The 26,981-nt window shown below is 64.6% G+C and carries 25 protein-coding genes and 2 tRNA genes; 14 read left to right on the plus strand and 13 right to left on the minus strand.

The annotated features are described in order from the left end of the window. Window positions 1–66 precede the first annotated feature (66 nt). The 6 genes from OX459_RS22385 to aqpZ all read left to right on the plus strand — a co-directional run bounded on the left by OX459_RS22385 (window position 67) and on the right by aqpZ (window position 4,291). On the plus strand, window positions 67–642 hold the full coding sequence (locus OX459_RS22385) for an elongation factor P (RefSeq protein WP_034758247.1): 576 nt from the start codon (window positions 67–69) through the stop codon (window positions 640–642). Window positions 643–848: 206 nt separating this feature from the next. Next, complete coding sequence (locus OX459_RS22390) at window positions 849–1,997, plus strand: amidase family protein (protein WP_289906597.1); 1,149 nt, start codon at window positions 849–851, stop codon at window positions 1,995–1,997. A gap of 29 nt (window positions 1,998–2,026) precedes the next feature. After that, window positions 2,027–2,437, plus strand: a complete 411-nt coding sequence (locus OX459_RS22395) for a hypothetical protein (protein WP_289906599.1) — start codon at window positions 2,027–2,029, stop codon at window positions 2,435–2,437. Between the two features lie 65 nt (window positions 2,438–2,502). Continuing rightward, the gene (locus OX459_RS22400) at window positions 2,503–2,961 is read left to right on the plus strand and encodes an Ivy family c-type lysozyme inhibitor (protein WP_289906600.1); all 459 of its coding nucleotides are present in this window, start codon (window positions 2,503–2,505) and stop codon (window positions 2,959–2,961) included. After that, window positions 2,961–3,371: a GNAT family N-acetyltransferase gene (locus OX459_RS22405; RefSeq protein ID WP_099664737.1), complete on the plus strand. Its 411-nt coding sequence runs from the start codon at window positions 2,961–2,963 to the stop codon at window positions 3,369–3,371. The genes OX459_RS22400 and OX459_RS22405 overlap by 1 nt, the downstream gene beginning before the upstream one ends. A 224-nt stretch (window positions 3,372–3,595) precedes the next feature. Next, window positions 3,596–4,291 carry an aquaporin Z gene (gene aqpZ / locus OX459_RS22410; RefSeq protein ID WP_289899133.1) on the plus strand — a complete coding sequence of 232 codons (696 nt, stop codon included), beginning with the start codon at window positions 3,596–3,598 and terminating at the stop codon, window positions 4,289–4,291. Window positions 4,292–4,327: 36 nt separating this feature from the next. On the opposite strand, the gene OX459_RS22415 is transcribed toward aqpZ, so the two are convergent. Beyond that, window positions 4,328–5,158 carry a helix-turn-helix transcriptional regulator gene (locus OX459_RS22415; protein WP_099664735.1) on the minus strand — a complete coding sequence of 277 codons (831 nt, stop codon included), beginning with the start codon at window positions 5,156–5,158 and terminating at the stop codon, window positions 4,328–4,330. 217 nt (window positions 5,159–5,375) lie between these two features. Here OX459_RS22415 and OX459_RS22420 point away from each other — a divergent pair, with 217 nt between their 5' ends. The 4 genes from OX459_RS22420 (at window position 5,376) to OX459_RS22435 (ending at window position 9,294) form a co-directional block, all read left to right on the plus strand. Next, a complete protein-coding gene (locus tag OX459_RS22420; protein WP_218965341.1) occupies window positions 5,376–6,527 on the plus strand; it encodes an MFS transporter in 1,152 nt (383 codons plus the stop codon). Between the two features lie 240 nt (window positions 6,528–6,767). Continuing rightward, window positions 6,768–8,144, plus strand: coding sequence for a cysteine--tRNA ligase (gene cysS, locus OX459_RS22425; RefSeq protein ID WP_289906601.1), 1,377 nt, complete (start codon window positions 6,768–6,770; stop codon window positions 8,142–8,144). Between the two features lie 81 nt (window positions 8,145–8,225). Then, the gene (locus OX459_RS22430; protein WP_289906602.1) at window positions 8,226–8,759 is read left to right on the plus strand and encodes a hypothetical protein; all 534 of its coding nucleotides are present in this window, start codon (window positions 8,226–8,228) and stop codon (window positions 8,757–8,759) included. Beyond that, a complete protein-coding gene (locus OX459_RS22435) occupies window positions 8,752–9,294 on the plus strand; it encodes a hypothetical protein (protein ID WP_289906603.1) in 543 nt (180 codons plus the stop codon). The genes OX459_RS22430 and OX459_RS22435 overlap by 8 nt, the downstream gene beginning before the upstream one ends. Here OX459_RS22435 and dbpA read toward each other — a convergent pair. From dbpA to OX459_RS22450, 3 genes are all read right to left on the minus strand, one after another. Further along, window positions 9,281–10,708 (minus strand): ATP-dependent RNA helicase DbpA, encoded by a 1,428-nt coding sequence (dbpA, locus tag OX459_RS22440; protein WP_289906604.1) that lies wholly within the window; start codon window positions 10,706–10,708, stop codon window positions 9,281–9,283. The two genes, OX459_RS22435 and dbpA, sit on opposite strands and share 14 nt — an antisense overlap. Before the next feature lie 111 nt (window positions 10,709–10,819). Continuing rightward, window positions 10,820–11,056, minus strand: a complete 237-nt coding sequence (locus OX459_RS22445; RefSeq protein ID WP_251351821.1) for a hypothetical protein — start codon at window positions 11,054–11,056, stop codon at window positions 10,820–10,822. A 205-nt stretch (window positions 11,057–11,261) separates the two neighbouring features. Continuing rightward, a complete protein-coding gene (locus tag OX459_RS22450; RefSeq protein ID WP_099664729.1) occupies window positions 11,262–12,926 on the minus strand; it encodes an acid phosphatase in 1,665 nt (554 codons plus the stop codon). Between the two features lie 56 nt (window positions 12,927–12,982). Here OX459_RS22450 and OX459_RS22455 point away from each other — a divergent pair, with 56 nt between their 5' ends. Together OX459_RS22455 and OX459_RS22460 are read left to right on the plus strand one after the other, a co-directional pair. Continuing rightward, window positions 12,983–13,924: a hypothetical protein gene (locus tag OX459_RS22455; protein ID WP_289906605.1), complete on the plus strand. Its 942-nt coding sequence runs from the start codon at window positions 12,983–12,985 to the stop codon at window positions 13,922–13,924. 141 nt (window positions 13,925–14,065) lie between these two features. Continuing rightward, entirely contained in the window at window positions 14,066–14,899 is an 834-nt protein-coding gene (locus OX459_RS22460) for a helix-turn-helix domain-containing protein (RefSeq protein ID WP_289906606.1), read from the plus strand. Here OX459_RS22460 and OX459_RS22465 read toward each other — a convergent pair. The 3 genes from OX459_RS22465 to OX459_RS22475 form a co-directional block, all read right to left on the minus strand. After that, window positions 14,890–17,385 carry a TonB-dependent receptor gene (locus OX459_RS22465; RefSeq protein ID WP_289906607.1) on the minus strand — a complete coding sequence of 832 codons (2,496 nt, stop codon included), beginning with the start codon at window positions 17,383–17,385 and terminating at the stop codon, window positions 14,890–14,892. The genes OX459_RS22460 and OX459_RS22465 overlap by 10 nt on opposite strands. A gap of 102 nt (window positions 17,386–17,487) precedes the next feature. Beyond that, window positions 17,488–18,495 carry a FecR domain-containing protein gene (locus tag OX459_RS22470; RefSeq protein ID WP_289906608.1) on the minus strand — a complete coding sequence of 336 codons (1,008 nt, stop codon included), beginning with the start codon at window positions 18,493–18,495 and terminating at the stop codon, window positions 17,488–17,490. A gap of 1 nt (window position 18,496) precedes the next feature. Beyond that, a complete protein-coding gene (locus OX459_RS22475) occupies window positions 18,497–18,952 on the minus strand; it encodes a sigma-70 family RNA polymerase sigma factor (RefSeq protein WP_289906736.1) in 456 nt (151 codons plus the stop codon). A 382-nt stretch (window positions 18,953–19,334) separates the two neighbouring features. Between OX459_RS22475 and OX459_RS22480 the strand changes: the two genes are divergently transcribed. Next, the gene (locus OX459_RS22480; RefSeq protein WP_289906610.1) at window positions 19,335–19,901 is read left to right on the plus strand and encodes a hypothetical protein; all 567 of its coding nucleotides are present in this window, start codon (window positions 19,335–19,337) and stop codon (window positions 19,899–19,901) included. A gap of 60 nt (window positions 19,902–19,961) precedes the next feature. Here OX459_RS22480 and OX459_RS22485 read toward each other — a convergent pair. The 5 genes from OX459_RS22485 to OX459_RS22505 form a co-directional block, all read right to left on the minus strand. Next, window positions 19,962–20,038 (minus strand) — tRNA-Met (locus OX459_RS22485). A gap of 142 nt (window positions 20,039–20,180) precedes the next feature. Beyond that, window positions 20,181–20,257 (minus strand) — tRNA-Met (locus OX459_RS22490). A gap of 56 nt (window positions 20,258–20,313) precedes the next feature. Beyond that, window positions 20,314–21,525, minus strand: a complete 1,212-nt coding sequence (locus OX459_RS22495) for a class I SAM-dependent methyltransferase (protein ID WP_289906611.1) — start codon at window positions 21,523–21,525, stop codon at window positions 20,314–20,316. A 25-nt stretch (window positions 21,526–21,550) separates the two neighbouring features. After that, window positions 21,551–22,414 (minus strand): hypothetical protein, encoded by an 864-nt coding sequence (locus OX459_RS22500; protein WP_289906614.1) that lies wholly within the window; start codon window positions 22,412–22,414, stop codon window positions 21,551–21,553. 60 nt (window positions 22,415–22,474) lie between these two features. After that, the gene (locus OX459_RS22505; RefSeq protein WP_034755039.1) at window positions 22,475–22,684 is read right to left on the minus strand and encodes a hypothetical protein; all 210 of its coding nucleotides are present in this window, start codon (window positions 22,682–22,684) and stop codon (window positions 22,475–22,477) included. Window positions 22,685–22,862: 178 nt separating this feature from the next. Here OX459_RS22505 and OX459_RS22510 point away from each other — a divergent pair, with 178 nt between their 5' ends. Further along, window positions 22,863–23,030 carry a hypothetical protein gene (locus OX459_RS22510; RefSeq protein WP_171984974.1) on the plus strand — a complete coding sequence of 56 codons (168 nt, stop codon included), beginning with the start codon at window positions 22,863–22,865 and terminating at the stop codon, window positions 23,028–23,030. A gap of 177 nt (window positions 23,031–23,207) precedes the next feature. Here OX459_RS22510 and OX459_RS22515 read toward each other — a convergent pair whose 3' ends face one another. After that, on the minus strand, window positions 23,208–26,966 hold the full coding sequence (locus OX459_RS22515; RefSeq protein WP_289906615.1) for an AAA family ATPase: 3,759 nt from the start codon (window positions 26,964–26,966) through the stop codon (window positions 23,208–23,210). Window positions 26,967–26,981 lie beyond the last annotated feature (15 nt).

Raw genomic sequence — 26,981 nt, forward strand, 5'->3', positions numbered from 1 at the left:
TTGCGGCGCCGATGGCGCACAGGCGGCAGATGGTCTTCATGCAACCCACTTTTTACGTACATTCCTATGAAACCCGCAAAAGAAATTCGTGTTGGCAATATCATCATGGTCGACAGCAAGCCAATGATCGTGTTGCGTTCTGATGTCAACGGTTCGAGCCGCACGGGCTTCACCTACAAATGGAAGATGAAAAATCTTCTGACGAACACCCCGATGGAAAACGTGTTCCGCGGCGACGACAAGTTTGACGTTGTTGTTCTGGATAAAAAGCCAGTGACGTATTCGTACTTCGCCGACCCGCTGTTCGTGTTCATGGACACCGAGTACAACCAGTACGAAATCGAAGAAGAAAACCTGGGCGAAGCGCTGAACTACCTGAAAGATGGCATGGAATGCGAAGCCATTTTCTACGACGGCAAAGCTATCTCCGTTGAACTGCCTACGACCATCGCCCGTCAAGTGGTGTACTCGGAGCCAGCGGTCAAGGGCAATACTTCGGGCAACGTCCTGAAAGAAGCCAAGATCGAAAACGCCATCGACGCACACCGCCACACCGTGCAAGTGCCGCTGTTCGTGGCACAGGACGACGTCATCGAAATCGACACCCGTACCAACGAATACAAGCGTGTCGTACGCAACTGATAGATTCTTGCACTGCGCTGCGCGCATGGCCCGGCAGATGCCGGTCTGGTTTGCCTCAGTGCTTGATCACCAAGAAACGCTGCCTTCGGGCGGCGTTTTTTTTGCTTAAAAAATAATTCCCTTCAACAACAATTGTGTTGCAAGGACTGCTATGCTATGGCTACAACATTATTGCGGTAGAAACATTGAAGTTTCCTGGAGATAGCATGCAGCGCAGTCAGATGTTACGCAGTGGCGCGTCCCGGGGCGTGGCGCGTCCCGTATTGGCCCGTGCCACGGTGCCCGCCAGTCCCATGGCCCATCTGCTCGATGCGGGCGTGTTGCCGCAACAGCAGATGATGCAGGCGGGCAAACTCAGTTCCCATGCGCTGACGTCGCAGTACCTGGGGCGCATCCGTTCCCTGTGCAGCATCGGCGCGCGCGCCTATCCCGGCATTGAAATCAACCCCGATGCGCTGAAAATCGCCCTGGAAATGGACCGCGAACGGCAGGTGCACAAGGTGCGCGGCCCCTTGCACGGCATTCCCGTCGTCTTGCGCGACAATATCGCCACGGGCGACCGCATGAAGACGCGCACGCAGGCGCCTCTGGCCACGCATGCCAGCTGCGATTCCTTTGTGGCGGCGCGCTTGCGCGCGGCCGGCGCCGTCATCATCGGCAAAAGCAATTTGCGCCAATGGGCCGCCGTCAGCGTACCGCATGCGAGTGCCAGCTGGGCCGGGCTGACCATCCTCGCCGTCGACAGCGCGGCGGACGGTTCCATCGTCGCGCCGGCTTCAAACTGCGGCCTGGTCGCCATCAAACCCACGGGCAGGACTGCCGCGGGGCAGGGCGGCGAGCCGGCCACGGCCGGACCGATGGCGCCCAGCGTGCGCGAGGCGGCCTGGCTGCTCGCGGCCCTGAGCGGCGAACGCCTGGCCGATGGCGTGGTGTTGGATGCCGCCGGCTTGCATGGGCGCCGCATCGGCGTGGCGCGCAGCCTGTTCGGCCTGTGCGCCGGGACCGATGCCGTGATCGGGCAGGCGCTGCTGGCGTTGCGCGAGCAGGGGGCGGAATTGATCGAGATGCCGCCCGCGCCCGAACCCGGCGGCATCGAAGCGCTGCTGGGCTCGCACAGCCTCGATGCGCTGGTGGGGCCCACCTGCCATGGCGTGGCGCAGGCGCCGTCGGCCTTGCCGCATATTACGGTGCCGGCCGGCGTGGCCGGGGGCTTGCCGGTCGGCTTGTCCTTCATCGGCCCTGCGCACGGCGACATGCAACTCATTGCGATGGCGTATGCCTATGAGCAGGCGACTTTGCACCGGCGCACGCCAGCGTTGCCGTCGAGCATTACCCTGGCGTTGCGCCTGCCATGATGATTTTTTTCGTTTTCTTTCGATAAACTATGCTTGCAACCTTGCTGCTGACTGCGGCCGTGACGGCCATTCCGACTCCTTTTGATGCCGCGCAATTGTCTGGCAGCTGGTCCGACAGCGTCAATACGAATAGCGTTTGCGAAGAAGCGCGGCACTTTACGCGCATGCAGCTGTCTGACGATCATCAGCGGCTGGCGATCTTCAGCGACCGGACGTGGAAAAGCAAGCTGGGGGAAACCAACCGCTTTGCCGCGACGGTGGTGGCGGAAACGGAGCACAGCCTGACTTTGCGCTATGACAATGAAACCCGCCTCAATGCCGCTGGCAAGCTGGTGGAGTGGCAGTTGATCATCGTCGCGCCCGGCGTGTACCGCTGGCGCGAGACGGGATGGGCGGAAGGCAAAGTCAACGGGGTCGTCGGTATCCGCTGTTCTCCCTGAGACGGGCGCACAAGCATGCCATTCTGCTATGCTGCCCGCATTACTGTATGCTTTTAGGAGATTGCATGTCCGCACGTTTGTTCCTGCCCCTGTTCCTGGGCGCCGCCGTGGCGCTGGCCACCCTGCCGGCGCACGCGCGTACGCCGCAACTGTCGCTGATCGAGCAGGCGCAAAGCTGCGACGGCGGCCACACCTGCCCGTACTTCCCCGACGTCTACAAGGCGGACTACGCCTTTCGCAAGGCCTTCAATATCGGCCTGAAGAAGGCTGGCCTGAAGCGGCAGCGCTGGGTGCCGAATGGTGTGGCGAGTCCGCTCAAGCCCGTCGAGATCGACGGCAAGGCGCGTCTGCTGAGCAGTGTCTGCGAACCGCACAATTGCGGCCACCGCTACTCCATCCTGTACGACCCGGCCGAGCGCAGCATGACGGGCGTGTATATCGGCAGCGATGGCAAGGGCGGCTCACGCACCGTCTACTTCGGCGAACCCAGCATCGCCGAAGCCGACCTGTTGTTCAAGAACTGATGCACGCGCCACTGCGCATTTCCAGCGAACGCGGCGAGCTGGACGTGGCCATGATCCACCGCTACCTGAGCGAGCAGTCGTACTGGAAGCGCGGCGTGGCGCTGGAAACGGTGCGCAAGGGCATCGCCAACGCACTGTGTTTCGGCGGTTATGTGGATGGCCAGCAAGTGGCGTTCGCCCGGGTCATCACCGATTACACGGATTTTGCCTACCTGCGCGACGTGTTTGTGCTGCCGCAATACCAGGGGCGCGGCTATGGCAAGCAGATCGTGGCCGCCGCGCTCGGCGATGCGCGTGTGCGCGATGTCGTCTGGATGCTGGGCACCGATGACGCGCATGGCCTGTATGCAAGCTTTGGTTTTGCGCCACTGGAGGCGCCGCACAAGTACATGCGCCGTCCTGCGGCGTGAGAATTATCAAAACAACCTTTAGGTGTCAAGAGGACTATTAACATTATTGTACGCAATAATGTTGCATTGATAATGACATCATGTCATTATGCGCGCTCTGCAGCTTACGCAGCGGTGCGTTGCTGGTGCTGTGCTTTGCCGTCGCTACCTGGCGGGGCAAAGGTGGTGAGCGGTCCGATTGGTCGTCCCTGGCACGTTTTCTCGTCACTTTAAAGGAATACATCATGAAACAATATGGCGCCGAATTTCTCGGCACGTTCTGGCTGGTCTTCGGCGGTTGCGGCAGCGCCGTGCTGGCCGCCGCCTTTCCCGGCCTTGGCATCGGCTTTGCCGGCGTAGCGCTGGCATTTGGCCTGACGGTACTGACCATGGCTTATGCCATCGGCCACATCTCGGGCTGCCACCTGAATCCTGCCGTCTCGATCGGCCTGTGGGCCGGCGGCCGCTTCCCCGCCAATCAACTGTTGCCATACATCATTGCGCAAGTGCTGGGTGCCATCGTGGCCGGCGGCGTGCTGTACGTGATCGCCAGCGGCCAGGCCGGTTTCGATGTCAGCAAGGGCTTTGCCTCGAACGGCTTCGGCGCCCATTCGCCGGGCGGCTATTCGATGCTGTCGGCGCTGGTCATTGAAATCGTGTTGACGATGTTCTTCCTGATCGTCATCCTGGGCGCCACCGACAAGCGCGCACCGGCCGGCTTCGCCCCGCTGCCGATCGGCCTGGCGCTGACCCTGATCCACCTGATCAGCATTCCCGTCACGAATACCTCCGTCAACCCGGCCCGCAGCACGGGCGTGGCCCTGTACGTGGGCGACTGGGCCACCAGCCAGCTGTGGCTGTTCTGGCTGGCACCCATCATCGGCGCCTTGCTGGGCGCGCTGGCCTATCGCTTGATTGCTGGCGAAAAAGAATCAGCTTGAACATGTAAAAAAGCAGCCCGCGGGCTGCTTTTTCGTTTAGTCGGCGGCGCGCCACTCGCTCAGGTAATGCTGCGGCGTACGGCCCAGGATGCGGCGGAACATGGCGCTGAAGGCGCTGGGGCTGGCGTAGCCCAGCGCATAGGCGATGGCCGCCACGCCTTCGCCCCGGTCCAGGCGGCAGAAGGCCTCGGCCAGGTGGACTTGCTGCAGCCATTGGCGGTAGTGCAAGCCCGTTTCCTTGGGGAATAAGCGGATCAGGGTGCGTGCGCTGGCGCCCGCGTCCTGCGCCCAGTCCTCGATGCTGCGCCGGCTGCCGGGCGCGCTCATGATGGCCGAGCAGACGGCCACCAGGCGCCGGTCGCGCGGCCAGGGGATGGCGATGGGTACGGTATCGGCCGCCGTCAGCTCCGACAGGATCAAATGCGCCAGCCAGTCGCCGCGGCCCGCCAGCGCATATTCGATCGGTTCGGCCAGCAAGGCCAGGATCAGCTCGCGCAACAGCCGGCTCACTTCCAGCACCTTGCAATCGGCGCCATACGGGGCGGCCACCTGCGCGTCGATGTACACGGTGCGCATGCTCAGTTCGCTCAAGATGTGGACTTCATGCACCACGCCCACGGGGATCAGCAGGGCGCGCCGCGGCGGCAATATCCACACGCCGTGCTCGGTGGAGACGCGCATCACGCCTTCCGTCGCATACAGCAGCTGCGCCCGCACGTGGCTGTGCGGCGCCGTATAGTCGCCCGCCGCATATTGCCTGGACATGGCCGTCACGGGGCGCGGCACGTGCTGGTAGTCGTGCGAGCTGGTGCTGCGGCTGAATGGCACGCCATCGGGATGGGTCTGGGCGGGTTGCTGGGTGTACATGTGGGGCGCGGGCTTGTCTCTTGGTTGTCACTTGGGCGACGATTATTGGAAGTTATCAGTTCAGTGACCATACTATACTGGCTTCTTTGCCGGGCCGCCCGCCGTGCCCGATTATTGCGGATGAGACATGCACACAACCACACCTGCCCCAGCATTGGCCACGCCCGTGCCGGCGGCGCCCTCGCTTCCTAGTTCCCAACAACAATCCGGTCTGGCCATGCACATCCTGGGCGCCGTCGCCTTCGTGCATTTGCTCAATGACTTGATCCAGGCATTACTGCCGTCGATTTATCCGATGCTGAAAGCCGAGTTTTCACTCAGCTTTACCCAGGTCGGCCTTATAACCCTGACGTTTCAGTGCACGGCATCGTTGCTGCAGCCCTGGATCGGCTTGTACACGGACCGCCGTCCGCTGCCGTTCCTGTTGCCGGTCGGCATGTGCTTTACCCTGGCCGGCGTGCTGATGCTGTCCATCGTCTCGACCTTCCCGACCCTGTTGATCGCGTCGGGCCTGATCGGCGTCGGTTCGTCGACTTTCCACCCGGAAGCGTCGCGCGTGGCCCGCATGGCGTCGGGCGGACGCTACGGCTTTGCCCAGTCGCTGTTCCAGGTGGGCGGCAACGTCGGTTCCGCGCTGGGGCCGCTGCTGGCGGCCGCCGTCATCGTGAATCGCGGGCAGGGCAATATCGCCTGGTTCAGCTTGCTGGCCGTGCTGGCCATCGGCGTGCTGTACAAGGTCAGCCACTGGTATAGCGGTCACCTGGCCAGCTTCAAGCCGAAGGCGGGCGGCCATGGACCGAACTTGTCGCGCAACAAGGTGATGGGTGCCTTGGGCGTGCTGGCCTTGCTGGTGTTCTCGAAATACATTTATATGGCCAGCCTGTCGAGCTATTACACGTTTTATTTGATCGACAAGTTCCACCTGTCGATCGGCGCGGCGCAACTGTACCTGTTCCTCTTCCTCGCCGCTGTGGCGGCCGGCACCTTCATGGGCGGTCCCATCGGCGACCGCATCGGCCGCAAGCGCGTGATCTGGATTTCCATCCTGGGCGCCGCGCCATTTACCCTGCTGCTGCCGTATGTCGACCTGTTCTGGACGGCTGTATTGACGGTAATCATCGGTTTCGTCATTTCTTCCGCGTTTTCCGCCATCGTTGTGTTTGCGCAAGAACTGGTGCCGGGCAAGGTGGGCATGATCGCGGGGATCTTCTTTGGCCTGATGTTCGGCGTCTCCGGCATCGCGGCGGCCGCCATGGGCCATCTGGCCGACGTGTCGGGCATCGCCTATGTGTATAAAATCTGCTCCTACCTGCCGCTGCTGGGTATATTGACGGTGCTGCTGCCGCATATCGAGCAGGCGAAAAAATAAGACAGTGGCGCCGGCGGGCTTGACGGCCAGCCGGCCCGCATGCGATATTCTCTTCATGATTTCTTCCATCTTCCATCCAGTCCTTGCATACCGCCGCGCCGCCGCTGCGCTGTGTCCGTGTACCTGGCTTCGTGAGGATGCGGCCCGGCGCCGTTAAATTTTTACTCCTCATTCCGATGGCCACAGTGTTGAAAAACCTGTGGCCATTTTCTTTTTCCGCAGCGTTCACGAGAGTCCCGCATGACACTACACCTGTACGACACCTATAGCCGCAGCCTGCGCCCCTTCGACCCTCTCGCCCCGGGCCAGGCTGGCCTGTATGCCTGCGGTCCCACCGTCTATGACTACGCGCACATCGGCAACCTGCGCACCTATCTGTTTGTCGACGGCTTGCGCCGTGCGCTCGAATTCAACGGTTTGCAGGTGCGCCACGTGATGAACATCACGGACGTGGGCCATCTGACGTCGGATGCGGACAGCGGCGACGACAAGGTCGAGGCCCGCAGCGCCCGCAGCGGCAAGTCCGCCTGGGATATCGCGGCGGAATTCACCCGCGCGTTCGAGGGCGATCTGCGCCAGTTGAATATCCTGCCGCCCACCGTCTGGTGCCGCGCCACCGACCACATTGCGGAGCAGATCGCATTTATCCTCGACCTGGAAGCGAAGGGCTATACCTACCACACGGACGACGGCATCTATTTCGATACGACGCGCCAGGACAGCTATGGGAAACTGGCACGCCTGAATCGCGACGGCCTGCAGGCAGGGAAGAGGGTAGACCTGGGCGAGAAGCGCGACATCTGCGACTTCGCGCTGTGGAAGTTCAGCGGCGTGCCGGGCCAGCGGCAAATGGAGTGGGACAGTCCCTGGGGCCTGGGTTTCCCTGGCTGGCATATCGAATGCTCGGCCATGGCGGAAAAACACCTGGGTGCGTATTTCGACATCCATTGCGGCGGCGAAGACCACGTGGCCGTCCACCACAGCAACGAGATCGCGCAAACGGAGGCGCGCCACGGCACGCGCCTGGCCAATTTCTGGCTGCACGGCGCCTTCCTGAAAACCGGGGAGGCGAAGATGTCGAAATCCTCGGGCGACTTTTTACGTTTGCACAGCCTGGTGGAGCAGGGCGTCGATCCGCTGGCTTACCGCTACCTGTGCCTGGGCGCCCACTACCGCAGCAGCCTCAATTTCACGGACGATGCCCTGCGCGCCGCTGCCAGCGGCCTGGCGCGCTTGCGCTCTACCGTGCATGGCCTGGACCAGGCGGATGGCGAGGCCGACCCCGCGTGGCTGGCGCGTTTTGCGGCCTGCGTCAACGATGACCTGAACTACCCGCGCGCGCTGGCCGTGGCCTGGGAGCTGCTGAAAAGCGAGCTGCCCGACGGCGTGAAAAAGGCCACGATGTCCCGCTTCGATACGGCCCTGGGGCTCGATCTGCTGGCCTGGCAGCCGGCGCAGGTGGAAGTGCCGCAGCAGGTGCAGGCGTGGATGGCGGAACGGGCTGCCGCCCGCCTGGAGCGCCAGTGGGCCGAGGCGGACCGTTTGCGCGCACTGGCGCGCGCGGCCGGCTATGACATCGACGATACGCCGCAGGGGCAACAGGCGCGGCCTTTGTGAAGATGTCCTGCATAATGGCCGCCTGATGAAACTGGAGCTGCCGTGAAGCGTTGTTTGCTGCTATTGAGTTGTTGCCTTGCCTTGTCGAACTCCGTCCAGGCGGCCAGCGCCTGCCCCGGTTTTCCCGTGCTGGCTACATCGAGCGAGGCGCTGCTGGCGCAAGTGCGCGCACTGCCGCCCGTCGGCGTCGACCGCGAACGGCAGGCGTGTGCGCCGGCGACCGTCATCGATTTCGCCTACAGCGGCGGAGTGCTGTGCAGTTTTGGTGGTGAAGTAGATGCGGCGACGGCCGCCGTCACGCGCCTGGCTGAGGGCGGCGAACTGGTCGAATACCTGTATCTGTTCCCGTATGCGCCGGCCTCGCACGCGCGCCTGTTGGCGCTGCTGGCCGCGCGTTTTAATCAAGTCGACAAGGCGGCTTGGCCCGGCTTCCTGCAAGGTGCGACGCCAGGCAAGGAAACCACGGCCCTGTTCACCGACGGCGCTTACTATATTTCGCTGGGCAAGCCCACCGAAGGCGACCCTGCCGCATGGTATTCGAATGTGATCTTTGAAAAGGTGGATAAACCTGCGCTGGGCGTGCGCAAAGTGTGCCAGGAGGAGCGCGATGCTTGAAGCAGGCGCCTTTCCGGCGGCATTGGCCGGCACTGTGGCGCAGCTGCTGCCCGCGCTGGGGAGTAGCCAGGCACACCCGCCATTTGCCGTATGCCAGGATGGAGAGGCCTTGCTGATCCCGACGCGCACGTATTACGACCGCCTGCGATTGCTGGCCTGTACGCAGCTGCCCGGCGACGCGGGCGTGATCGCCCTGTGCCTGGGCACGCGCCACCACGATGGCCATCTGCGCGAAGCGTGTTTAAAACAGCTGTTGCTGCAGGAGCGGGCGTGGACGGTGCCCTTCGTCGTGCACCTGTGCGGTGAATACGTGCTGGAGATCGTCGAGAGAATCGGGGCGGCGCTGCCGGCCTGGAATGCGCAGGCGCTGGCGCGCTACCTGCGGGAGAACCCCGCGTATATGGATACGCTGGAGCGGCGCGCCGTCAGCTACTGGAACGGCTACTACCGCGGGCGCTACCCCGCATGGGACGATTATCCGGGGTGCAGGGCCATGGCGGCCCTGCGGGCATTACAGCGGCTTACGCCTCGATAAAGCGCATCTTGAAGCTGCGGCCCTTGATGTTGCCGAAATCGCGGCCCAGGGAGTTACCGGCGTTGAGGCGCTTGAAGGCCGCTTCGGCCACCTTGCGGTCGAGCGCCACGTAGGTCATGAACTCGAACACGTTGATCTTGCCCACTTGCTCCTTGGTGAGGCCCGCGTCGCCCGTCAGCGCGCCCAGCAGGTCGCCCGGGCGCAGCTTGTCCTTCTTGCCGCCCATGATGCACAGGGTGACCATCGGCGCCGGCAGCGCTTCCATCCCGTCATCTTCCGCCAGTTCCTTCAGGTCGTGCCATTCGGCGGCGCTGTTCTGGTATTGCTCGATCAGCTTGACCCATTTTTTCTCGTTCGGCGCGCACAGCGACAGGGCCAGGCCCTTCTTGCTGCCGCGGCCCGTGCGGCCGATGCGGTGGATGTGCACTTCCGTGTCCTTCGACACGTCGACGTTGATCACGGCGCCCAGGTCGGAAATATCGAGGCCGCGCGCGGCGACGTCGGTGGCCACCAGCACGGAGCAGCTGCGGTTGGCGAACAACACGAGGATTTCATCGCGCTCGCGCTGTTCCAGCTCGCCGTACAGGGCCAGCGCGGAAAAGCCTTGCTGGCGCAGTTCTTCGGCCAGTTCGCGGCAGTGCACCTTGGTGTTGCAGAAGGCCAGCGTCGATTCCGGCTTGAAGTGCTTCAACAGCTTGCCGACGGCGCTATTGCGTTCGTCGAAGCCGATTTCATAGAAGCGCTGCTCGATCTTGTCGTTGTCGTGCTGCGCTTCGACCGTCACTTCCAGCGGGTTGACGAGGAACGACGCCGTGGCGCGGCGGATGTCTTCCGGATACGTGGCCGAGAACAGCAAGGTCTGGCGGCGCGCCGGGCAGGCGCTGACGATGCCGGCGATTTCCTCGTAAAAGCCCATGTCCGTCATGCGGTCCGCTTCATCGAGCACCAGCGTTTGCACGTGATTCAGGTTGATGGTACCGCGGCCCAGGTGGTCGCGCAGGCGGCCCGGCGTGCCGACGACGATGTGGGCGCCGTGTTCCAGCGAAGCGATTTGCGGGCGCATCGGCGCGCCGCCCGTCAGGGTCAGGATCTTGATGTTGCCGGCCGCGCGGGCCAGGCGGCGCAATTCATTGGCCACCTGGTCGGCCAGTTCGCGCGTGGGGCACAGCACCAGGCCTTGCACGGCAAACCAGGCCGGATTGAGCTTGTGCAGGATGCCGATGCCGAAGGCGGCCGTCTTGCCGCTGCCTGTTTTCGCCTGGGCGATCAGGTCGCGGCCATCGAGCACCGCCGGCAGGCTTTGCGCCTGGATGGTGGTCATCTCGTGGTAGCCGAGCGAATCCAGGTTGGCCAAAAAGGCGGGCGTCAGCGGCAGGCTGGCAAAGGAAGTGGTGGTGTCAGTGGTGGTGTTCATAGGGGCGGAGCCGGTAAAAAGCGGGTGGATGGGCACAGTCTACAGGCGTTCTACGCCCTTGTGCGGATGGTGGTGTGGAAGCCGGCGGCAAACGGCCGCCGGCATGGGGTGTTAATTGTCGGGCGCCCAGATGGGCAAGCCGGTCAGATCGAGGCCGGCGTCGCGCGTCCACACGGGCAGGCCCGTGGCATCGGTCGGCTCCAGCAATTCGAGCTGCACCTGCTTCAAGGCCACCTTGCGCGCGCGCGTGCGGCGCTGCGGTTCCGGCGCCGGCTCTGGCGCCTCGGGCGCTGGCGGCGGGCCGAAGCCGGGCAAGTCGATGGTGGCGTTGTCTTTTTTATCTCTCATTTGCTAACCTCTGTCCCTGGCTTGCGATGGCCAGGGGGCGGGCAAGGTGCTGCCCGCCTATGTCTATACGCTTTAACTTCATCCACAAAACAAAAGCCCGGCTACTGGAGTCGGGCTCATTGTTGGGATAACCTGCAGGAAAACTTGTCCTGCGGATTTAAGTGCGGCACGCAGTGTATCACAGGCGTGCCGCACTGTGTGGGGCTTAGCGGAAGCTCAGCGCACCCGTCAGGTCGCCCGGCGGCAGCGCGCCGCGTGACGCGAACGCGTCATTACGCACCTTCAGGCCTTCGAGCAGCGGCAAGTCGTGCAGGCGCGTGATCAGGCGCAGGATCGACGTCGTGTCATAAAAACTGTGGTCGACGGCGCCTTTCTTCGCGTACGGCGAGACGACGATGGCGGGAATGCGCGTGCCCGGCCCCCAGCGGTCGCCCTTCGGCGGCGCCACGTGGTCCCACCAGCCGCCGTTTTCATCGAACGTGATCACCACGATCATGTCTTTCCACTGCGGCGATTCCTTCAGATGCTGGATGACGTTGGCCACGTGCTGGTCGCCCGACTCGATGTCCGAATATCCCGCATGCAGGTTCAGGTTGCCTTGCGGCTTGTAGAAGGTCACGGCCGGCAGCTTGCCCGCCACGGCCGCGGCGAGGAATTTGTTCGAGATCGGGCTGTCGCCCGTGCCGCCGTCGCGCAGGTGTTCGGCGCGCGCGGCCGTGCCGGGAGCGAACTGCTTGAAATAGTTCAGCGGCTGGTGGTGGAACTGGAAGTTCGGCTTGCTGCCGCCGCCCTTGTGGTCGAGCGCCGCTTGCCAGCCGCCGCCATACCACGCCCAGCTGACGCCCTTGCGCGACAGCAGGTCGCCGATGGTGTCATAGGTTTGCGGCGGCAGCGTATTCGCGTCGGCCGGGTCGGCGTGCAGCGGGTCGCCGTCGAAGGCCGGGCGGATGTAGCTCGGTTGATATGGCGGCGCCATGGTGTTGACGGCATAGCCGTCCGGAGTCAGGGCGCCGTCGTTGACGTATTTCGGCTTGCCGTCCAGCGCGGAGGCGGGGCAGTCGGGCGAGATGGCCAGGCGCACGCCTTGCGGGCCGTCTGACAGCACGGCGATCTTTTTCTTCGCCGCCGTCTCGGAAGCATTGAAATATTCGTTGGCGCGGCCCGTCACGAGGAACTGGTGGTTCATGTAGGAGCCGCCGAAGGCCGCCATGAAGAAGTTGTCGCACAAGGTGTACTGTTCGGCGATCTGCCACAGGTTCAGGTTTTTCGACGTTTCTCCGTAATGGCCCATCACCAGGCCGCCGCTGTCGGCCCACGCGGCAAAGCCGTCGTTCTTGCCGCCGTTGATCTGCATCTGATTGTTATAGAAACGGTGCACGAGGTCGCGCGTGATGATGCTCTCGGGCAGGGGCTTGCCGGCCGCGTCGCTCAATTTGTAGGGCGCGTTGGGCAGGCCGGAAATCTGGTCTTCCTTGATCAGGTAATCGATGCCGCCGATATTCTGCTGGTTCGGCACCAGGCCGCCCCAGATCTTCGGCAGGGTGGCCAGCGGCTTGCCGTCGCGGTCCAGCTGCTGCGCCTGTTCCGCCGTGACGGCGGACAGGGGCGCGCTGGTGCCGGGGAAGTTGGCGAACAGGTTGTTGAAACTGCGGTTTTCCAGGTAGATCACGACCACGTTCTTGACGTGCGCCTTGAGTTTCGCGTCGAGCGAACCCTTGGCGATGGTTTTCCTGGCTGGCGCGGCGTCGGCCAGCGCGGGCAGGCTGGCGGCCAGGCCGACTGCGGAAGCGGCCTGGAAAATGCGCCGGCGCGAGGGATTGGCGGGTTGGTCGGCCGGATCGGCTGGCAGGGCGGGGGCGAGGTCCTTCACACATTCTCCTTGGGTGTCATTCGTTTGCTGGTGCGCGAAAATTGTATCACCGTGGCATGGCAAATGTGAAATTTCACGGCTGCCTGGAGGGCGACGTCGCCGCATGGCGCTGGCCGTTCGCGTTGCCGCAGTCCTGCGGCAGGCTAAATAATCCATCCGTGTCGCATGGATTCAAGCCTGCCCGGCCTGCGCATGAAAAGATGGGGCATCCGAATGGCGATGGTCGCCATTCTCGTGGCGCGACGTCCGGCGTCATTGCATGGACTGCGCGCACCCATACACGCAGGGAGGCGCTCATGTGGCTGGTCTTGAAGTTATTGCTGTTTATCTTTTTTGTCCTGCCGTTTGCCTTCGGCTTGACGCTTATTTTTTTACCCTATTCCATTCCCGTTGTCCTGTGCCTTGTGTGGTGGTGGCGGTCGCGTGTGCGCGCGGAGCGCGCGCGGGACAAAGTCGTCAGCGTCGGGGGGATAGAGGGGCGGACGTGGGTCCTGGAATCGGCGCGCTTCACGATGGAGCTCGATTATGCCAGCGCCCAGCTACGCATCCGGTCCAAGGGCAAGCGCTCCTACGTTACCTCGGGAGCCAAACGTCAGGTGCGGCGTGGCGCTTTCGACGTGTTCTTGCCTGCTGAAAACATTTTTATTTATGCATCTGAAAATATGGTAGAGCATTACCTGACGAAATGGAAACCTTCAGTTGAAATCACCGATCGCGGCTTCGAGCATGTGATCGTGGAAATGCCGGACGGAGTGCATACGCAGGGAACCGGGAAATCTGATTTGACAATCACGTCACCCATATTTTCGGGACATACATTGGCTGGACGGCGCTTGCGCGACAGCGAGGCACAGGGACCGTTTTCGGCCATCTTTCTCCGCATGCCGCTCGCCACGGCCGTGTGTGTCAAGGAAGAGTGGCAAAAGGCCCGTGCGCGGCTGCAGGAGATGCAGCGCCAGCGCCCGGCGGCGCCAGGACAGGCATCGACGGGCATATAGAACATTTTAATGTTTCCAAAAATACCATTTAGTGATGTTTTCATTGTATTATGGCAACTAACGAACGCGGCATCGTGATGCAGGCCTGACCGGGCAGACAGATGCCTGCGGCCCCATCACCGATGCTACAGGATGCCAGGAATGTCGAACTCGCTTGCGTATCACGTGGTTGTCCATGCACTGGAAGGGCGGGCCGGCTGGACGCCCATGGCGCGCTTCGCTTCGGCCGTCTCGCACGTGATCCAGGGACATTTGCCTTATCAGCGCTACCATGCCGCCGGCATGGCCAGGAGTCCCAAAGGATCGGCACCAGGCGTCATCGAACGCCTGGTGAATGACTTCCTGGCGACCGACATCAATCCCAGCTATCTGCTGCTCTCCTCATTCCGGCGCGAAGCCGACGTGTTCGTCGCGTTCAATGCCTATAACCAGTCTGCGAACCTGGGCGTGCAGACCAGTCTTGGCGGGCAAGGGGCCGGCAATGTGGCGCGCGGCGCGGCGCGCGCTTCCCGCGTGGCCGCCAGCGACCCCGATAGCTGCCGCCATGGCACCCTTGCCATCATCGACACCATGCTGGCGACCACGCGCGCCAATGCGGTTGCGCCGGACGGCGCACCAAAGCGCAGCCTGGGTGCGCTTGCCCTGTTGCTGGGCATCGAATCGTCGACGGCGGCGGAAGTGGCGTTCGTCTTTGAAAACGAAGGCCACTTCCCTATCGGCCAGCTTGCCGGCAGACTGGGTTGCCATCAGCGCACGCTGGAACGCCGATTGCGCGAAGTGGGAATGACGGCGGAGGCATTGCGCCAGGCCGCGCGCCTCGTGCGTGCCGCGCATCGGCTGCCGTCCGCCGATAGCCTGACGATGATCGCCGCCGACGAGGGGTTTTCCGATCTTGCCCACATGACGCGCGCCTTTCAGGCTGCCGCAGGCATGCCTCCCAGCTTGATCCGCAAGCTGGGAAAGGGTCAGAACTGATAGCGCACGGTCAAGGCCACCTTGCGGGCGGGGCCATGCATGCCCGAGTACCACCAGTCCGATACCGAGGCCGTATACTTCTTGTCGAACAGGTTGGCCACGTTGACGGTGGCCGACAGCTTGTCGCTGACGTCGTAGCGCGCCATCAGGCTGGCCACCGAGTACGCCTTCTGTTCCCAGTGCAGGGTGCGCTCGATCTGCCACGCATCGATGTCCGAATACACGCGGCTTTGCCAGTTCATGCCGCCGCCCACCGTCAGGCGATGCAGCTCGCCGGGCAGGCGATAAGTGGTCCACAGTTTCACCAGGTGGCGCGGGAAGGTGGTCTGGATCGCCTTGCCCGTATTGTCTTCCGTCTGGCTGTACGACCACGATGCGGATACGTTCCAGTCCGGCGTCAGTGCGCCCGTCGCTTCCAGGTCCACGCCTTGCGTCTTGGCGCCCTTGATGGTGCGGTTCGCGGGATTGTTCGTGCCCGGCACGGTGTAGCCGGGATCCGATTCGGACAGATTGCTCTGGCGGATCTGGTACAGCGCGGCCGAGGTGTTCAGGCGGCCATCGAGCCAGCCGCTCTTGATGCCCGCTTCGTAGGTCTTGCCCGCACGTGGCGCCAGCAGCTTGCCATAGCGGTCTTGCGCGGCCTGCGGCTGATAGATGGATGAATAGCTGGCGTAGAGGCTGTGCGTGGCGTCGATGTCGAACACCAGGCCGCCATACGGCGTAAAGACGCGGCTTTCCGATGCCGGGGACTCGCCATAAAATGACACGGCAGGCGCATCCGAGATGTAATTCTCGCTGTAGCGCAGCACCTTGGCGCCGGCGATCAGTTTCAGGCGCTCGGACAGGCTCAGGCGCGTGGCGGCATAGACGCTGGCCTGGCGGCGCGTGCTGTCGTAGGTGACGAAGGTATCGCCAAACACGGGTGCTGCGATGCGATTCCAGCTGTACAGGTTGACGGGGGTCTGCTGGATGTTCTTGTCGAAGCGGCCATCCGTCGTGCTTTGGAATTCGTTGTAGTCCATGCCCAGCACCAGTTCGTGCTGGCGGCCGAAGGCGCTGAACGGACCGCGCACATTGACGTCCACGCTGTTGACCTTGAGCCGGTAATCGCGGTAGTCGCCGTTCAGCATCAGGCCATCGCCCGTGGCTTGGTCGGGAAAGGCGCTGCTCACGCTCATGTAGACGGCGCGCTCTTCCTGCGACGACTGTACGCGGTTGGCCGAGATTTTCAGCTTCCAGTCGTTCGCCAGCGCGTGTTCCACAGTGGCGAAGACGTCGGTCGAATTGCTGCCGAAGCGGTTCGATCTGGCGGCCGGGCTGAAGGAGCGGGGCAGGTCCGTCATTGCGCCATTGCTGTAGAACAGGGGGAAGCCCAGATACGACAGCGACCCCTTCGAGCGGTTGCGCTGGTGCGTCACGCCGGCCGTCAGTTTCGTTGCGGCCGACAGGTCCGCTTCGATCACGCCATACACCACTTTCTTGTCGCGGCGATAGCCGTCGATGATGCTGTCGGCTTCCTCGTACAGCGTGACCAGGCGGCCGCGCAAGCTGCCTGCCTGGTTCAGCGGGCTGGAAATGTCCGCCACGCCACGCCGCTCGTCGCGGGAAGCCAGTTCGCCTTCGACGGAGGCCTGGAATTGCGTCGTCGGTTTCTTGCGCACCATATTGATGGCGCCCGAGGCGTCGCCCGCGCCCGTCATCAGGCCCGAGGCGCCGCGCAGCACTTCGATGCGGTCGTACAGCGCCATGTCGGCCAGGCTTTGCGACGGTATCGCATTGAGACCAAGGTTTTCCGAGTGCGTGTTGACGCCATCGAGCTGGTAGTTGGTAATCGCATAGCCGCGCGAGGTAAAGCCGGAGCGTTCGCTGCCCAGCGAGAACAGGGTGATGCCTGGTGTCTGTGCCATCACTTGCGCGATCGTGCTCAAGCCCTGGTCCTGCATGCGCTGCTGCGTGATGACGCTGACCGACTGCGGCGTTTCCCGGATTGACAGGCCCAGTGGCGTGGCCGTGGCGATCGGCAGGGTGGAGACATATGCGCCCGAGCCTTCGGTGGCATCCTGCTGCGCCTTGACCGATACTTCCGGCATCATCGACACCGCTTCGCCACCCGCAGCGGCATCGGCCGGGCGCAGCACATAGCTGCCGTTGGCGCTGCGCTCGGCCTTCAGGCCCGTGCCGCGCAGCACGCCGTTCAGGGCGGCCAGCACGTCGTGGCGGCCGCTCAAGCCGGCCGACGTCTTGCCGCGCGTCTGCTCCGGCGTGAAGCTGAGGATGACCCGCGACTGGCTGGCGACCTGGCGCAGCGCCGTCGCCAGGTCGCCGGCCGGTACCTGGAAGTCGAGGCTGGCCGCTGGCGCTGTTGCGCTTTCCTGCGCCAGGGCTGGCGCCTGGGCGTTCAGCAGCAGGGCCGAACCGATGAAGACGAGTTGGATGGCATACGCCATGCGCTTGATGCGCGGCTTGGAGTGAATGGCAAGAGACATGGTTACCTTGTGGTGTAGTCGTCAAAAAGGACGTTGCCTACACAGGTCACGCGAGAAGCGAAAGCGGGTACCTTTTTTTTGCGTCGGCCTCAAAATAAATGGTCAGCGCTGCTGGCGCGCTTCCACCTGCACCCAGTAGCGCGTGCGCAGGCGCACGTCCACCGGCAGGGAGTCGGGCAGCGACAGCAGCACGGCGTCCAGGTCGGCCAGCGGGAAGACGCCGGAAATGCGCAGGCCGGCGACGGCGTCGTCGCAGCCCAGCAAGCCGTGGCGGTAGCGGCTCAGTTCATGCAGGAAGTCGCGCAGCGGCATGGCGTCGGCCAGCAGCAGGCCCTGGCGCCAGGCCCAGATGTCGGGCGAAACGGCGTGCGCGGGCAAGACCTGCTGCGCCGTCATGCCGCCGCCCTGGCCAGCGCGGAGGAGCAGATTGCCATCGCCCTGGCGCGGCAGCAGCCGGACGGCGCCTTCTTCGACGGCGACCTCGGTGCTGCCGTCCGCCTGGCGCACCGAGTAGCGCGTGCCCAGCGCCTGCGCGCGGCCGTGCGTCGTTTCGACGAGGAAGGGGCGGTAGGGCATGTCCGTTTCGCGGGCGGTGGCGATGAAGACTTCGCCCTGCACCAGTTGCAGCAGACGCTGCGTGCCCGTGTAGCGGATGTTGACGGCGCTGCCGCTGTTCAGGTGCAAGCGGGTGCCGTCGGGCAGGGTCAGCTCGCGGCGTTCGCCCACGCCGGTGGACAGGTCGGCCAGCGCGGCGCGGGCAAAGTCGGGCGCGTATTCCGACTGCGCGCCGAACCAGCCCGTGAGGCCGATGGTCGATGCCCACGCCAGCAACCGCAGGCTGCTGCGCCGCGAGACCGGGGGCGAGGTGGGACGTTGCAGCAGTGCCTTGCGGCTGGCCTGCGCATCGAGTTCCCGCAAGCCGCCGCTGACGCTTTCGATGTGTTTCCACGCGCGTTCATGGTCGGGGTGCGCCTGGCGCCACTGCTGCCAGGCCGTTTTTTCCGCCGGCGTGGTGGCGCCGCTCATCAGGGTGGCCAGCCATTCTGCCGCCTGTATGGCGATGGCCAGGTCGATGGGCTGGCCCTGGGCGTAGACGGTGGCGCCGCGCATGTCAGGGGCCGGCAAAATCGGGCACGGCAAAAAAGCACAGCAGGTTGGCCTTGCTCAGGTATTTTTTGACGGAATGCGTGGTGGTATCCAGTTCGGTGGCGATCTCGGCATAGGTCATGCCGTCCAGGTGGGCCAGCAGGAAGGCGGCCCTGGCCTTGGCGGAAAGCTGGTCCAGCGCGCGGTCGACCAGTTGCAGCGATTCGAGCAGGAGGGACATCGCTTCCGGCGACGGCGTGCAGGCTTGCGGCTGGTGCAGCAGGGCGTCGAGGTAGGCCCGTTCGAGCGCTTCGCGCCGGCAGTGGTTGGCCAGCAGGCGTTTGGCGATGGTGGCCAGGAAAGGGCGCGGCTGCGCGATCCCGGCACTGCTGCGCGCAACGAAGATCTTCAGGAAGGTATCCTGCGCCAGGTCGCCCGCCAGCCCCGCATCGTGCAGGCGGCGCTTCAGCCAATGCAGCAGCTAGGAATGGTGCTCGGCATACAGAGACTGGAAATCGGACGGCGGGGAAGGGGCGGACAGCATGCGTACGGGGCGGCTTAATCTAAATGAGAATTGTTCTCATAATAGCGTAGCGGCGCCCGCCAGGCAATCGGGAAAACGCGGCGTTGCTGAAATGCGACTGCGCGCCAAGTCGTGTGCGGCGGTGGATTTGCGCCCGCGCACGGCAGATGTAAAAGTTTCCTTGACGCAAGCTTTCATGTGAGAAAATGCGGGCTGTCGATGTGGTGCGGAGCGAAAAATGATGTGGATGGTTGGCGGTGCCCTGGTTCTCCTGGTCGCCCGATTCTTATGGTTGGCCTTTTTCCATCGGGTCAACGCGATGTCGCGCCAGGCGGAACTGATGAACTGGCTCGACATCGGCCGGGTGTCGAATGCCGATGGCGGCAAGGATATTCTGTTGGCGAGAAATGAGCGCGGCGCCCGGATCGACTGGCGCACGGGCGAGGTCTGGCTGATGAATCCCAAGGTGGCCGAGCCGTTTGCCGATTTCCTCGCCGTCGAGCGCTGGCTGACCCTGCGCGACATGCCGCCGGCGGACAAGCCGGCCGCAGCCGCGCCTGCACCAGCGGAGCCGGAACCCGAAGCGGCGCCGGACGCCGGCCCCGTGCGCGATACCTTGCCGGCCTTCCAGCAAAAGGTCGATGCGTGCCTGGCCAAGGCGGAAGGCGGCCAGGAATTGCTGGAAACGAAGCAGGCGTTCGAGGCGGGCAGCGAGCCTTACCTCGAAGCGTCGACGGAATTGAGCAAGACCGCGCTGGAACTGGAAGTGTCGCCGGCGATGGTGGCCACGTTTCATATCAGCGCCTTTGCCGCGCTGGCCGAAACGGCGGGAGCCGACAAGCTGGAGCGGGTGGCGGCCAGCCTGCATGCGGCGGCCAGGCAGATCAGGGCCAGCGTCGCCGTATAAAGGCGGCCAGGAATGAAAAAACCGCTGAATCCCTTGCAGGAATCAGCGGTTTTCAAATATTGGTTGCGGGGACAGGATTTGAACCTGTGACCTTCGGGTTATGAGCCCGACGAGCTGCCAGACTGCTCCACCCCGCAGGCGAATTATAACCGAGTTTGTTGCATTGCGAAAGAGCGGAGCGCAACCGGGGGCATTTGGCTTGCATGGGGGTATTGGCATACCGCGCCGCAATGAAAAAAGCCGCCGATCCCTTTGCAGGAATCAGCGGCTTTCAAATATTGGTTGCGGGGACAGGATTTGAACCTGTGACCTTCGGGTTATGAGCCCGACGAGCTGCCAGACTGCTCCACCCCGCAGGCGAATTATAGCGGGGTTTGCTGCAATGCGCAATGGCCGGGTTTCAGACCCTCGATTATGCCGCCGCCAGGCGCCACAGCGACGTGACTTCCTGCGAGCGGGCCGCGTGCAGGCTGTCCGTCGCATCCTGTGCGCGCGGGTGCGTGGGTTTCACGTCCAGGCGGTCGACGACTTTCAAGCCCGCCTGCGTTATCCATTCGAGCAATTGCGCGCGCGGGCGCAGGCCCAGGTGCTCGGCCAGGTCGGACAAAATCAGCCAGCCTTCGCCGCTTGGCTCCAGGTGGTCGGCCAAGCCGGCGAGGAAACCGCGCAGCATGCGGCTGTCCGGATCGTAGACGGCGTATTCGATCGGCGAGCTGGGACGGGCCGGCAGCCAGGGCGGATTGCACACGATCAGCGGCGCGCGGCCGGCGGGGAACAGGTCGGCCTGCACCACGTCGACCTTGCCCTGCAAATCGAGGCGGGCCAGGTTTTCGCGCGCGCAGGACAGGGCGCGCGGGTCCTGGTCGGTGGCGACGATGCGTTCGATGCCGCGCTGCGCCAGCACGGCGGCCAGCACGCCCGTGCCGGTGCCTATATCGAAGGCCAGCTTGGCGCGCGCAGGCAGTGGCGCATCCGCCACCAGGCCCACGTACTCGCCGCGGATGGGCGCGAACACGCCGTAATGCGGATGGATGCGCTGGCCAAGGGCCGGCAGTTCCACGCCCGTGCGGCGCCATTCGTGCGCGCCGATCAGGCCCAGCAGCTCGCGCAGCGAGGCGACGAACGGCTCTTCGCCGCGGCCATACGCTTCATTGCAAGCCAGTTTCACGTCCGGCGCGCGGCGCAGCGGGATCGTGTAGTCGGCGTCGAAAGGCAGCAGCAGCATCGCCAGGGTGCGGGCGCGCTGTGACTGTGCCTGGCGGTGCAAATGGAAGGCTTCCGTGGCGGATGGTTCCGGCTTGGCCAGCTTGGCGGCCTTGGCCTTCTTGCTTGGCTTGTCGTTCTTGTGGTCGGCGCGCCGCGCCAGCGCCTGCAGCAGCTGGCGCGCGTTCTGGAAGTCGCCGCGCCACAGCATGGCCGTGCCTTCGCAGGCCAGGCGGTAAGCCTGGTCGGCCGTCGTGCGGTCATCGGCGATGACGACGCGCTTGGGCGGCGGCATGCCGCTTTCCGAGCGCCAGCGGGCCGAATGCTCGGCGCCGTTTTCGCTCCAGTGGATCTGCGGATGAACGGTAGGTGAAGAAGTGTCGGACATGGGATTCAATCGATAGAAGGGGGCGCGCGGCATGGTCGCCTGCGCAGGCCGTCTTCCATTATACGTCGCCGGCCGTGCTGTTTGCCGTGTCGGTGCCATAGGCGAGTGCCAGCGCACGGGCACGCGCCTGCTCTTCCGGCGTGGTGTCCACGGCTTGCCTGCCGACTTTGGCGGTCTCGGTGGCATGGTCCGGCTGCACCAGCTTGAGCAAACGCAAGCTCAGGCTGCCCGCCAGGTCGCCATCCTTGCCGCTGGCGCTGGCGCCATCGGACGTGCCCTGATGGAGATTGCTTTGCAATTGCTGGCCCAGCAGCTTGAACAGGTCATGCAGGTTGCCGCCGAAGTGCGTGGCGGGCAACTCCCTGGCGGGCAGGCTGGCGTAGTCGGCGGAGCTGGCTTCTTCGTCGGCTTCTTGCGTTTGCTCAAGGACGCCCGCGCTGATGTTCGATTGATATTGCACTTCCACTTCGAAGTCGAAGGTCTGGCCATCGGCCGTCGTGATCTTGCCCTTGCCGATGAAATGCGCGTTTTCATCGAGGCTGAAGGCGGCTGCGCGGCTGCTGCCGTTGGCGCCCGAGACGCTGGCGCTGCCACTGCTGAAGCTGGAACCGGCCTGCAAGTCGACGGAATCGAAGGCAACCGTGGCGCCGTCGCCGAACAGCTGGCGCGTCATGCTGGAGAGAAAATCCTGCGCCACGTCGACCGTGGCGTTGCCCAGCGCATCGGTTCGTTGCGACAATCCCTTGGCCGACAGGTCCAGGCCATTTTTCGACAGCGCCACCACGTCTTGCGCCGTGCGCTGCATCAGGGGCGAAGCGGCCAGGCCGGACGCACCTGCGCCTGCTTTTGGCGGCGTTTGTCCTGCCAGGGGATTGGCGGCGGGCTGGCGCGAGCCGGAAAGGAGGGCGGGGAGCTGGGACATGGTCGGTTCAAATGGGGAAGATAGGCGAATTAACGGCAATATCGCCCCATTCTTTAACCATTAGTGGTGGTGCGACCAGCTACCGTCTGCCGATTCCAGGTAGGACTTGACGGCATCGGCCTGGCCCGTGGCGTGACGCTTGAGTTCGCCGCATGCGCAAATGCCCTGATACGGCTGGATATGCGAGCAGGCGGAGACTTTTTGCAGGTAAACCTGCATGGATTTGTGACATTTTACGCACTTGAAGGTGAGGCTGCGGGCGGCTTTCATGGGGTTCCTTGAACTGTTGCGGGGCGTAGGCGGTGCCTACGCGAAGGCGGCGATTTTAACGCACTCCGGCCATGGTTACACGTTGTTGCATCTGCGCCACGCGCACGTCAACTGAATCCGCGCCGTGACGTTGAACGTATATAGGAGGTCGTCTGACCGCCATTGAAGAGGTAGCACCATGGACAAGCGTGACAAGGAAAAGCCTGTACAGCCCGCCAAGGAGCTGGTGAGAAAATGGTTGAAAGCGGAGCTGGAACAACGCCGGCCCCCACCCGACCCCGAGCAGATCCGCCGCGAACTGGGCTGGGATTTGCTCCGCCTGGGCCGCGAACCGCTAGCTCGATGACGCCTTTGCCACGCCCTTAGAGCCTATCCCGGTAGATGAATACATCCCCTGCTGGCGCCCCTCAGAAGCGGGGACTGCGTTGCTCGTCGTCGCGTGGCTCGCCACGCGTCCTCCTCACGCCTTGTCCGCGCTCCTGATGCGCTGCCAGCAGAAGACGCTCCCTACCGGGATAAGCTCTTAGCGCACCGTCACCACGCTCTTGCCGCCGGACCCAGGCTGCACGAGGATGCGGGTGGCGATGCGCTCCGTCATTTCCTGCACGTGCGAGATGACGCCCACCTTGCGGCCCATCGCTTGCAAGCCGTCGAGCGCATCCATGGCCACGCGCAGGGTTTCCGTGTCCAGGCTGCCGAAGCCCTCGTCGATGAACAGCGATTCCACGCGCACCCGGTTCGAGGATAGCGAGGCCAGGCCCAGCGCCAGGGCCAGCGAGACGAGGAACGATTCGCCGCCCGACAGCGAATGCACGGAGCGCAGCTCACCGCCCATGTCCTGGTCGCGCACCATCAGGCCCAGCGACGGGTTGTTCGGGTTGTCGATGCGTTCCAGCTGGTAGCGGCGCGCCAGGTGGTTCAGGTGCGCGTTGGCATAGCCGAGCAGCACTTCCAGCGTGAACTGCTGCGCGTAATTGCGGAATTTCTTGCCGTCGGCCGAGCCGATCAATTCATTCAGGCTGGCCCAGCGCCGCTCGATGAGGGCTTGCGCCTCGATTTGCGCCAGCATCGCTTGCGCGCTGTGGCGCCTGGCGTCGTCCTGCGCTATGGCCAGGCGCAGCCGCGTCGCTTCCTGGTTGGCCGCCTGGAGTTCGGCGCCCAGCGCGTCGAGCGCCGCCTGCAGCATGGCCTCGTCCATTTCCAGTGCTTCCGGCGGCTGCTGCACGTGCGCGGCCAGTTGCTGCCGGCGCTCGGCCAGCACGGAAACGGCCGCCGTGTGGCGGTCGGCGATCACTTGCAGGGCATCGCGCTCGGCGCGCATGGCGTCCATGGAGATGGCCAGGCGCGCACGCAGCTCGTCGAGCGTGGCGGGCGCGTGGCCGGAGTGACGCTGCCGGAATTGCTGCAGCCAGTCGTGCAGGGCGACGGTGGCGCCGTGTTCCTGTTCGCGCAGGGCGGCCAGGCGCTGCGCCAGCTGCGCGCACGCTTCGTCGAGGCGCGTGCGCTGCGCGCTGGCCGCGTGGGCTGCTGCCTGCTGCTGCGCCAACTGGTCTTTGGCCTGCGCGATGGCCGCCGTGAGGCTGCGTTCCACCTCGGCCACGCTCTGCCCCTGCCACAGCGCGTTGCGCTCCGCTTGCAGTGCCGTGAGTTGTTTGTCGGCTGCGGCAAAGGCTGCGTGGGATTCCTGCGCCGCTTGCCGTGCCTTGCCGGCCGCCAGTTGCGCCGCTTCCAGCTGCGCGGCCAGGGTCGCCAGCGCGTGGCCGCGCTGGTCCTGGTCCGCCTGCTGTTTCAGCCACTGCCGGCTTTCCGTTTCGCGCGCCGCGCGGAAGGCGGCGGGGCCGGCGCGCCAGTTGTCTTTCCAGCCTTCGGCGCCTTCCACGTCGGCAAACGCGGCATCGAGCTGCGCCAGCAAGCCGTCAAGCATGCCGCGCGACGTTTCCGCCTTGTCCACGCTGGCCGCCTGCTGCGCCTGCAACTGCGCCAGCCGTGTCTGCGTTTCGGCGACGGCGCTTGTGCAGCGCGCGTGTTCGGCGCCGGCCAGTTCGTGCGCCGCCTGCGCCTGCTCGCGCCGCGCGCCGGCCTGGCGCAGCGCCGCCTCCTGCTGCGCCAGGGCCTGCAGGGCTGCCGCATTGGCTGCCAGTTGCTGCGCGAACCAGTCCGCGCGCTGGTTTTCCAGCGGCAGTTGCAGGGTGTCCGCATGCGGCTGCCATTGCGCGTGCAGGCTGGCGATGGCGGGCGGCAGGATGGCCAGTTCCGCATCCGTCTGCGCCTGTTCGCGCGCGGTCGCGGCCAGCGCCGCCTTGTGCGTGGCCAGCCGTTCCAGATTGCCGCGCACCTGCGTGCGGCAAGCCAGCACTTCGTCCTGCAAGCTGGCCAGCATTGCCTGCAGGGCGTCGTCGGCGTGGGTGTACGGGTGTTCCAGCGCGCCGCAGACGGGGCAGGGCTGCTCGTCCTGCAAGGTGGCGCGCAACTGCCCGACGCTGGCCGCGCACGCCGCTTCCGCCCCCTTCAGGGATTTTTCCGCCTGCGCCAGGCCCGCTTCCAGCAGCGCCGTTTGTGCCGCCTGCGCCGCCAGCGCCGTCGTTTCCGTTTGCGCGGCTTGCGCCAGTTGCGCCGCCCTCGCTTGTCCGTGCGCCAGCTCCTGCTGCTTGCGCGCCAGTTCCGTCCACGTCTTTTCCGCCGCGTTCAACTGGCGCGCATGGTCTTCCAGCTGGCCGCGCTGTTGCTGCAGCAGCTGTCCATCGATGGCTTGCACGGCGCACTGCGCCTCGCGCCGCTGCGCATCGTGCACGGCGAGCGTGGCGGCGGCCGCCGTCAACGCGGCCTGTGCCTCCTGGCCCGCGGCGCCTGCCGCGCGCACCAGCTGCGCCGCGTCGGCCGCCCTGGCGTCGGCCGCATCGGCTTGCGCGGCCGCCTGGCCGGCCTGGGCGAACAGCTGGTCCGACAATTGCCACGACGCGGCCAGCGCTTGCCAGTGCTGGTGCGACGCCAGCCACAGGCGGCCCGTTTCCTGCTCCGCCTGCATGGCGTGCTGGTGCTGCTGCAGCTCGTGCAAGGTGGCGCGCGCCGTTTCGTTGGCTCGGTCGGCCGCCAGTGCGCCATCCTGCGCCTGGCGGTGGGCAGGCAAGTGTGCCGCAATGCCGGCATCGAGCGCCTTGGCTTGATCGAGCTGGGGCGCCGCGTCGCGCTGCGCCATTTCCCTGGCTTGCAAGGCTGCCGCCGCCAGCTGCACGCTGGCAGCCAGTTGCGTTTCGCTGGTCACGGCTTGCGCCGCCTGCGCGCGCGACGCTTCCAGCGCGGCACCGGTGCCGGCGATGTCGTTCGCCAGGCGCGCCACGTCGTCGATGAGGGGCCGCGCCGGCTGCAGCAATTCCCACTGCGCCAGCGCCGTGCGGCGCGCTTCGGCCGCGGTGCGTTCGGCATCCGCGCCATCGAGCGTCTCTTGCGCCGCTGCTATCTGGCTTTGCAGCTTGTGCGTCTCCTGGTGCCAGCGCTGCTGCAGCTCCAGCACCGCCTTGCGCAAGTCGATGGTTTGCAGGGCGGTGTCGGCCGCGCCGCACAGCGCTTCGGTCTCGGCCCGCTCTTCCGGCGACAGGGGCCGCTGGTCGGCCAGTTTTTCGCCCAGACGTTCGAGGATCTGCTTTTCCTTTTTCGCCCGCTCGAAGGCGCGCATGGAAATGTCGGTATAAATGCTGCTGCCCGTCAGGGTTTCCAGCAATTCTCCCCGTTCATTGTCTTCCGTCTTGAGGAAGGTGGAAAACTCGTTCTGCGCCAGCAGCACGGCGCGCGTAAACTGGTCGAACGACAGGCCGATGCGCTTTTCGATCTCTTCCTTGACTTCCGTCTTGGTGCCGCCGATGGGCTGCAGCGCGGGCAGCTGGTGCAAGCTCATGGCGGTTGCCTGCAGCGCCCCTTCGGCCCGGGTGCGCGAGCGGCGCACGCTCCAGCGCGCGCGATAGTGACCGCCATCGTTGCCGACGAAGTCCACTTGCGCGTAACCGTCCGGCGTGCCGCGGCGCAGCAGGGTGCGCGTATCCTGGGCGTTGACGGTTTCCTTGCCCACGTCGGGCAGGGCGCTGCCCCGGCCCAGCACCTTCAGCAGGCGCGGCGTGGCGTCGTACAGGGCCAGGCACAGGGCGTCGAGCAGGGTGCTCTTGCCCGCGCCCGTGGGGCCGCTGATGGCAAACAGGCCGGAGGACGCCAGCGGTTCCTGCTGGAAGTCGACTTCAAATTCGCCGGCCAGCGAGGCCAGGTTCTTGCCGCTGATTTTCAGTATTTTCATGGTTCTTCAGGTACC

Source organism: Janthinobacterium sp. SUN026 (assembly GCF_030397625.1).
Classification (GTDB): Bacteria; Pseudomonadota; Gammaproteobacteria; order Burkholderiales; family Burkholderiaceae_D; genus Janthinobacterium; species Janthinobacterium kumbetense.